The sequence below is a fragment of the Acutalibacter sp. genome (assembly GCF_056800975.1).
This window is the reverse complement of the sequence record NZ_JBQISV010000095.1, coordinates 1-7,781: the sequence shown is the minus strand read 5'-3', so window position 1 is coordinate 7,781 and position 7,781 is coordinate 1. Positions and strand designations below refer to the sequence as shown.

The 7,781-nt window shown below is 54.6% G+C and carries 8 protein-coding genes; all 8 read right to left on the bottom strand.

Annotated features, from left to right (window positions below; translation table 11 throughout):
- Positions 1-563, bottom strand: a 563-nt coding sequence (gene argB / locus ACTO5E_RS09225; protein ID WP_482303146.1) for an acetylglutamate kinase, incomplete at its 3' end; no start/stop codon positions are given.
- Between the two features lie 27 nt (positions 564-590).
- On the bottom strand, positions 591-902 hold the full coding sequence (locus ACTO5E_RS09220) for a hypothetical protein (protein ID WP_482303145.1): 312 nt from the start codon (positions 900-902) through the stop codon (positions 591-593).
- Between the two features lie 10 nt (positions 903-912).
- A complete protein-coding gene (argJ, locus tag ACTO5E_RS09215) occupies positions 913-2,130 on the bottom strand; it encodes a bifunctional ornithine acetyltransferase/N-acetylglutamate synthase (protein WP_482303143.1) in 1,218 nt (405 codons plus the stop codon).
- A gap of 165 nt (positions 2,131-2,295) precedes the next feature.
- On the bottom strand, positions 2,296-3,696 hold the full coding sequence (argH, locus tag ACTO5E_RS09210; protein ID WP_482303142.1) for an argininosuccinate lyase: 1,401 nt from the start codon (positions 3,694-3,696) through the stop codon (positions 2,296-2,298).
- Complete coding sequence (locus ACTO5E_RS09205; protein WP_482303140.1) at positions 3,693-4,241, bottom strand: NUDIX hydrolase; 549 nt, start codon at positions 4,239-4,241, stop codon at positions 3,693-3,695. The genes argH and ACTO5E_RS09205 overlap by 4 nt, the downstream gene beginning before the upstream one ends.
- A 181-nt stretch (positions 4,242-4,422) precedes the next feature.
- On the bottom strand, positions 4,423-5,649 hold the full coding sequence (locus tag ACTO5E_RS09200; protein WP_482303139.1) for an argininosuccinate synthase: 1,227 nt from the start codon (positions 5,647-5,649) through the stop codon (positions 4,423-4,425).
- 109 nt (positions 5,650-5,758) lie between these two features.
- Positions 5,759-6,331: a hypothetical protein gene (locus ACTO5E_RS09195; protein ID WP_482303138.1), complete on the bottom strand. Its 573-nt coding sequence runs from the start codon at positions 6,329-6,331 to the stop codon at positions 5,759-5,761.
- A 4-nt stretch (positions 6,332-6,335) separates the two neighbouring features.
- The gene (gene hflX, locus ACTO5E_RS09190) at positions 6,336-7,595 is read right to left on the bottom strand and encodes a GTPase HflX (protein ID WP_482303136.1); all 1,260 of its coding nucleotides are present in this window, start codon (positions 7,593-7,595) and stop codon (positions 6,336-6,338) included.
- Positions 7,596-7,781 lie beyond the last annotated feature (186 nt).

Sequence of the window (7,781 nt, the reverse complement as noted above, 5' to 3'; positions counted from 1 at the left end):
CGGGCCGCTGCCACATCGGCATTGATGTTGTAGACCTCCCCATGGTACCCTGCCGCCACAGTAGAGACAATGGGAACATACCCATTCTTGGCTGCATTGTGGAGAATGTCGGCGTTGACCTCCCGAATCTCCCCCACAAAGCCCAGGTCTGCCTCCATCCGGTCCGCCTTCAACAGAGAGCCATCCAGGCCGCACAGGCCAATGGCTTTGCCGCCGGCACTCTCCAGCAGCTGTACCAGGTCCTTGTTGACCTTCCCCGCCAGCACCTGCTGAACGATCTCAATGGTCTCCTGGTCTGTATAGCGCAGACCGCCCACAAACTTGCTCTTCTTGCCGACCTTCGCCAGCATGACGTTGATCTCCGGCCCCCCGCCATGAACCAGCACCACATTGATGCCCACAAGCTGCATGAGCACAATGTCGCTCATCACGGCAGACTTCAGTTCCTCATTCAGCATGGCGTTGCCGCCGTATTTTACGACTACGGTCGCTCCCGCATACTTTTTGATATAAGGCAGGGCCTGCACCAGAATATTGGCCCGCTCGCTGTTTGATACCTGCATATGCTTTTCTCCTTTCCTGCCGGCTGGTCACTGCCAGGCCATCACCATGACTACTGCAGTCAGAACATAAAATGCCACTACCAGAAAGTCAGCGGCAATACCGCCCAGCAGCAGCCTGCGCCACAGCTTTCCTGTCCGACGCCGGGTAATCAGATGACAGAGGATGCCCAGCAGCAGAAGAAGCCCTGTAAAAACCGCCGGTACTGGGTCAAGAAACAATACGCCTATAGCCGCTGCGCCCAACAGGACAATAACCAGAAAATCCAAATAAAGCAACACGGCCATGACTGCTGCCGCCAGTTCCCACAGGCTCTGTATACCCAGAGGCTTTTTGCTCATAGCTCCTCCATCAAGTGCGGTAGTCCGCATTGATTTTCACATAATCATAGGTTAGGTCACAGCCATATGCCTCTGCGGAAGCATTGCCCATGTGCAGGTCAAGGACTGTCTCAATCTCAGGCTCCTTCAAAATTTCCAGCGCCAGTTCCTCAGAGAAGTCCAGGAAAGCACCTGCCTTTACAATATCTACCCGACCTTTGGCTGACTGAAAAGCCAAGTCGACCTTCTCCGGGTCAAACTGAGCCCCAGAATACCCAGCGGCGCACAGCCCACGGGCTCCGGCATTGGCATCATTGCCAAACATGGCCGACTTGAACAGGCTGGAACAGCTCACGCTCCGGGCAATCACTCTGGCAGCGTCCAGGCTGGCGGCATTCTCCACACGGACGATCAAAAGCTTGCTGGCCCCCTCGCCGTCCTTGGCCATCAGCATGGCAAGCTTTCTGCTGACAGCAGTCAGGGCCTCTACAAACCGCGCATAGTCTTCGCCTTCTCTGGTAATCTCCTGGTTGCCCGCCGTGCCGTTGGAGAGCACCACAAAGGTGTCGTTGGTAGAGGTATCGCCATCTACGCTGATCATATTAAAGGTAGCGTCTGCGGCGGCCTTTACTGCTTTTTGCAGCATGTCCGGGGCAATGGCACAGTCGCTGGTAATAAAGCAAAGCATGGTTGCCATGTTGGGATGAATCATCCCACTGCCCTTGGAAATGCCGCCGACGCGGACCTCTCTGCCCCCAATCGTACAGCAGACTGCCGCCTCCTTGGCAATCATGTCAGTGGTCATAATCGCGGTTGCCGCTGCGGGAGAGCCCTCCGGGCTGAGCGCCGCCTTTAATTGCGGGGCTGCAGCACGAATATTTTCAATAGGCAGAGAGGGACCGATCACGCCCGTAGAGGCCACGACAATATCAGTTGGACGCAGTTCCAAGGTCTCAGCAGCAATACGGCACATCTCCTCTGCTGTCTCCATGCCGTCCGGCGCACAGGTATTGGCAATGCCAGAGTTGCAGATCACCGCCCAAGCCCTGCCGTCTGCGATATTCTTCTGTGTAACTGACACCGGCGCACCCTTTACCACATTCTGCGTATATACGCCGGCTGCGGCGCACTCCCGCTCACTGACGATCAAAGCCAAGTCCAGCTTGGAGCGATTTTTCCGGATGCCGCAGTGGACGCCGCTGGCAGAAAAGCCTTGGGCAGCGGTAACGCCGCCATCAATAAATTCCATGTTGATTACCCCTGTAAATTTTTATGGTACAGCATATAAGTCTCCGATCGAACACTGGAAAAGAAAGTATCTGTATTGGAAATGACAATATATGTACGGCTTTAGAATTTCACACCACCTCTGCAAAGCAATATGCTTTACAGAGGCAGTGCTTGCCAAATCAATTCAGCGATCACCTGTTTGCTTATCCATTTCTTCTACCAGCTCTAATACCCGTTGGGCTTGAGCCCGCACATTCTCCGGCGCAGGTCCTCCCAGAACCTTCCTGTCACTGACACACTTGTCAAGGGAAATAGCTTCATAGACTCCCTCGTCAAAGTCCGGACATACCGCTTGGTACTGCTGTAGCGGCAATGTTTCCAGGGTCAGCTTCTGTTCGATACACAATGCCACCAGTTCGCCGGTTATTTTATAGGCATCTCTAAAGGGAAGTCCCTTTACAGACACCAGGTAGTCCGCGCAGTCCGTCGCATTGATAAAGCCGCCTGCTGCCGCTGCCCGCATATGACCCTTTCGTACCTTCATGGTATCCAGCATGGGAATCAACGGCGTAAGACACAGCTTCAAGGTATCCACCGCATCGAATACTGCCTCCTTATCCTCCTGCATGTCCTTGTTATAGGCAAGGGGAAGCCCTTTCATCATGGTAAGCAATCCTATCAAATCGCCGAACACCCTGCCTGACTTTCCGCGAATCAGCTCAGCCAGGTCCGGATTTTTTTTTTGTGGCATAATACTGGAGCCTGTACAGTAGCCATCGTCCAACTCAATAAAGCGGAACTCCCAGGAGCACCAGAGCACCAGCTCCTCGCAGAGCCGGGAAAGATGTGCCATGCACAGCGACACCGCAAAAACAATCTCCGCGCAGAAGTCCCGGTCCGCAACTGCATCAAGGCTGTTTTGTGTAGGAGCTGTAAAGCCAAGCAGCTTTGCGGTCATTTCCCGGTCCAAAGGATAGGTGGTCCCCGCCAAAGCGCCGCTGCCCAAGGGCGAGTAATTCATCCGCCTCATGGCATCGTCAAGACGGGAGACATCCCGCAGCAGCATCTCCGCATAGGCCATCAGATGGTGCCCAAAGGTGACAGGCTGGGCTCTCTGCATGTGGGTATAGCCCGGCATGACGGCATCACTGTAAAGCTTGGCCTCTTTACACAAAACCGAAATCAATTCCTTTAACTGGGCTTTCAGCCCTGCGCAGTCCTCCCGAAGGGTCAGGCGAATATCCAAAGCCACCTGGTCGTTGCGGCTGCGGCCGGTATGCAGGCGCTTGCCTGCGTCCCCCAGCCGGGCCGTGAGCTCCTGCTCCACAAAGGTATGGATGTCCTCTGCGTCCGGGTCGATAGCCAGCACACCGGCATCCAGGTCATCCCGAATCTTCCCCAGCTCCACGCAAATCTTCATACTCTCGCTCTCGTCAATAATGCCCTGCCTGCCCAGCATGGTGGCGTGGGCAATACTGCCCTCAATGTCCTGCCTGTACATACGGCTGTCAAAGGCAATGCTTGAGTTGAAGTCATTGGTCCTAGGGTCAGCCTCCTTTTGAAAGCGGCCTTTCCATAATTTCATCTGTCTGCCTCCAAAAAATCAAGTGCTTTACTCCCGGGGTGTCCTGTAAATTTCAGAAAAGCCTCCCGGTAATCCCTCATATGGCTGGTTAAAGAGGGAGCAAATTCCCCTGCCTTTGCCATAGCGGCGAATTCAGCGAAGCTAACCCATTTCGCGTCACAGGTCTCCCCTTTCTGAAACCGCACCTGGCTCAGGTCCACGTTCATATGTACGCCGAAATCCCGACCCAGATAGGGCCAGCTGCATGAGCAGCCCAAAAGGGTAATTTGCGCCTCGGCAACAGTAAGGCCAGTCTCCTCATGCAGCTCCCGTATCACTGCGTGAGCAGGGGACTCCCCTGCCTGTACATGACCGGCTGGGTTCTCCCACTTTCCCGGCGCGTATTTCTTTTCTATACTGCGGCGGGTGAGGAATATCCTGCCGTCTGCGTCCACAATCCACATTCCCACTGCCATACAGTATTCGTCCGGGGCCAGGGACGTTTCCTTATCCCGTACAGTGCCAGTGGGCACACCGTTTTGGTCGTAAATATCGATAAGCTCCATGGCAACTCCTGCTTTTGGATTTTCATAAATACATATTTGTTCGGTCATTCACGGTTCCCTGTATTTCAGCAAAGATACACCGCTCCCGCATTGATTTCATGAAACTGTTGAGGAAGCTTTCTCATTCGAGAGGGTTAGACAGCCCCCTCACGCAATCACTTGATGGACAATCTGGCCTGACTTATTTGTCATAGGTCAGCCCCTTCTTGGCTTGAACCTTGATGGGCAGCCCGAACAGATTGATGAACCCAGCCGAATCAGCCTGATTGTAAACCTCGTCCTCGTCAAAGGTGGCAATGTCCTCATCATACAGAGAATAAGGCGCGGTCACCCCAGCATCAATTATATTGCCCTTGTACAGCTTCAGCTTTACGTCTCCGGTGACAGTCTCCTGGGTAGAGTCCACAAATGCGGAGAGAGCCTGCCGCAGAGGGGTGTACCACTGGCCGTTATACACCAGGTCAGCGAATTTCAAGGCAATCTGCTGCTTGTAGTGATAGGTCTCCTTGTCTAGGCAAAGCTCCTCCAGCTTGTTGTGGGCGTGGTAGAGAATGGTGCCGCCGGGGGTCTCATACACGCCCCGGGACTTCATGCCCACCAGGCGGTTCTCAATGATGTCTGCCAGACCAATGCCGTTTTTGCCGCCCAGTTCGTTGAGCTTCTCCACCATCTGTGTGCCGTTCAGGGTCTCGCCGTTAAGCTGGGTAGGCACACCCTTCTCAAAGTGCAACGTGATATAGGTGGGCTGGTCCGGGGCCTGCTCTGGCGAAACGCCCAGCTCCAGAAAACCAGGCTTGTTGTACTGGGGCTCATTGGAGGGGTCTTCCAGGTCCAGCCCCTCGTGGGACAGATGCCACAGATTCTTGTCCTTGGAGTAGTTGGTCTCCCGGTTGATCTTCAGAGGAATGTTATGGGCCTCAGCGTACTCAATCTCCTCCTCCCGGGACTTAATGTCCCAGATGCGCCAAGGGGCGATAATGGTCATGTCAGGGGCGTATGCCTTGATAGCCAGCTCAAAGCGGGCCTGGTCGTTGCCCTTGCCGGTGCAGCCGTGGCAGATAGCGTCAGCGCCCTCCTGCTTGGCAATCTCCACAATACCCTTGGCAATAATGGGCCGGGCAAAGGAGGTGCCCAGCAGATACTTGTTTTCGTAGACTGCCCCGGCCTTCAGCGTTGGATAGACATAATCCTGAACAAATTCTTCCTTCAGGTCCAGCACATAGAGCTTGCTGGCGCCAGTCTTCTTGGCCTTCTCCTCCAACCCGTCCAACTCCGTGCCCTGGCCTACATCGCCAGACACCGCAATGACCTCACAGTTGTTGTAGTTCTCCTTGAGCCACGGAATAATAATGGAGGTGTCCAGTCCGCCTGAGTATGCCAACACAACCTTTTTAATTTCCTTAGCCATAATTCTATAGTCCTTTCCCATTTGGTTTCTGACTTATATTATACACCTGTTTTGGCAAAAATCAAGAGCAAAATGTATAATTATTCATTTTATGCCATTTGACATACATTTATCCCAGCCCCGCAATAATTTCAGGAAACTTGCCCTTCAAAAAATGCCTATATGTGGGGATGTCCTCGGCTTCCGCATACTCCTGCTTGATACTGCTGTCTATCCAGGCAAGCATTGCCTCCGGCAGCTCCCCGTAACGGCGAATCAGTAGCAGCCCGGCCTCCTCTGCCTCAAGAATCGCCTCATAAGCATCCGGCACATACTCGCAGCCTAGCACCGGCACTGGCTGGCTGGTGATGACGGCATCCGGGATGTCCTCCTGCTCCTCTCCGCCGGGCACCTCCTCTGCGGCATAAATATAACCGGAAACACCCTTATAGGTGTCCCATATTGCGTTGGGATAGTATTCATCCAAGCGCAGCTTTCCCTCATAAAAGCCATAGCTGGCCCATTTCTGCCATGGGCCAGCATGGGAAAAACCGGTTTCCCGGCAGTACTTCTCTACAGCGTTGGATAGATACACCAGCGCATTCTCACGCTTTTTTGACAGATATACCAACGGTCTGCCGTGGTTGGAAACCTGCGGCTTCAGCACCTCAATACAGTGGGCAGGGCTTGCATGATAGAACATGGGGTTACTCCTCCTCTGTCTGGTTCATGTCATAGGCGCTTACCGGGCCATACAGACGCTGGTCCACCCGGGCTGTCAGCCGCAGGCCCTCAGGTACATATTCCTCGTGAAGCACCGCGCCCTCCTCCCGTAGCTTTGCCGCCAGACCGCTTTTCGCAAAGGGAAGCAGCAACTGCACGTCAAAAGTCTTTTCCGGCAGATTCTCCTCAACAGCCTGCAACAGCCGGTCAATGCCCTCTCCATTCAATGCGCTGACTGGCACAGCCCCAGGCATACGGGGCGCCAGTTCCCGGTCAATGACTGCATCCCACTTGTTCAGTACCGGAATGACCGGACTGTCCCCAGCCCCCAGGCTTTGCAGCAACTCCTCTGTCACCTTCAGGTGCTCTCCGCACTCCGGGCTGGATGCGTCGCAGATATTCAGCAAAATATCCGCTGCCGCCGCCTGCTCCAAGGTGGACTTGAAAGCCTCCACCAAATGGTGGGGCAGGCGGCGGATCAGGCCTACCGTATCAATCAGCATCACATTTTTTCCCCCTGGAAGCCGCATAGCCCGAGCTGTGGGGTCCAGGGTTGCAAACAGCTTGTCCTCAGCCAGTACACCAGCCTGGGTCAGGCGGTTCATCAGGGTACTCTTACCTGCGTTGGTGTAACCCACCAGGGCTACAGTGACAACACTATTTTTCTTTCTGCGCTTTTGTGTGACAGCCCGGGCAGCCTCTGACTCTGCCAGCTGCTCCTTCAGACTGCCAATGCGGCGGCGGATATGGCGGCGGTCTGTTTCCAGCTTGGTCTCGCCAGGGCCCCGGGTGCCGATTCCTCCTCCCAGCCGGGAGAGGGCGGCGCCCCTGCCGGAGAGCCGGGGAAGCAGGTAGCGCAGCTGGGCAAGCTCTACCTGCAGCTTGCCCTCCCGGCTTCTGGCCCGCTGGGCAAAAATATCCAGAATCAGCATCGTCCTGTCAATGACCCGAACGCCAAACAGCTCTTCCAGGTTGCGAATTTGGGTCGGCGTTAGCTCCCGGTCAAAAATGCAGAGGTCCAATCCCTCCCGCTGAATCAGCTCCGCCGCCTCCGCAGCCATGCCCGAGCCAATACAGGTGGCTGACTCTGGCGCAGGCCGCTTCTGGGTCAGGAAAAAGGCCGGCTCCGCACCAGCGCTTTCGGTGAGCTCGCCCAACTCCGCCAGAGAAGTCTCAGCATCATACTCTCCGGTATCCAGCGCCACCAGCAGGGCGCGCTCCTGTGCCTGTTCATTTTCAAACATCGATTTCCCTCCTTGTCAATGTACTTTTATTCTTTTTCTTGCATACGATGCTCCCCCGTCAACCAATAGATAATAGGATGGTGTTATCAGGGTGCTGCCTCTTCCAGTCACTAATCATTTTTTTATTTTGAAATCATGTAGTGTTCCCTATTTGTTGTCATTCACTCTTGCAATCCAGCGGCTTTC

Bases quoted from the DNA above. Each gene is read 5' to 3' on its own strand.
- ACTO5E_RS09220 (WP_482303145.1), bottom strand. From the start codon at position 902: ATGAGCAAAAAGCCTCTGGGTATACAGAGCCTGTGGGAACTGGCGGCA.
- argJ (WP_482303143.1), bottom strand. From the start codon at position 2,130: ATGGAATTTATTGATGGCGGCGTTACCGCTGCCCAAGGCTTTTCTGCC.
- argH (WP_482303142.1), bottom strand. From the start codon at position 3,696: ATGAAATTATGGAAAGGCCGCTTTCAAAAGGAGGCTGACCCTAGGACC.
- ACTO5E_RS09205 (WP_482303140.1), bottom strand. From the start codon at position 4,241: ATGGAGCTTATCGATATTTACGACCAAAACGGTGTGCCCACTGGCACT.
- ACTO5E_RS09200 (WP_482303139.1), bottom strand. From the start codon at position 5,649: ATGGCTAAGGAAATTAAAAAGGTTGTGTTGGCATACTCAGGCGGACTG.
- ACTO5E_RS09195 (WP_482303138.1), bottom strand. From the start codon at position 6,331: ATGTTCTATCATGCAAGCCCTGCCCACTGTATTGAGGTGCTGAAGCCG.
- hflX (WP_482303136.1), bottom strand. From the start codon at position 7,595: ATGTTTGAAAATGAACAGGCACAGGAGCGCGCCCTGCTGGTGGCGCTG.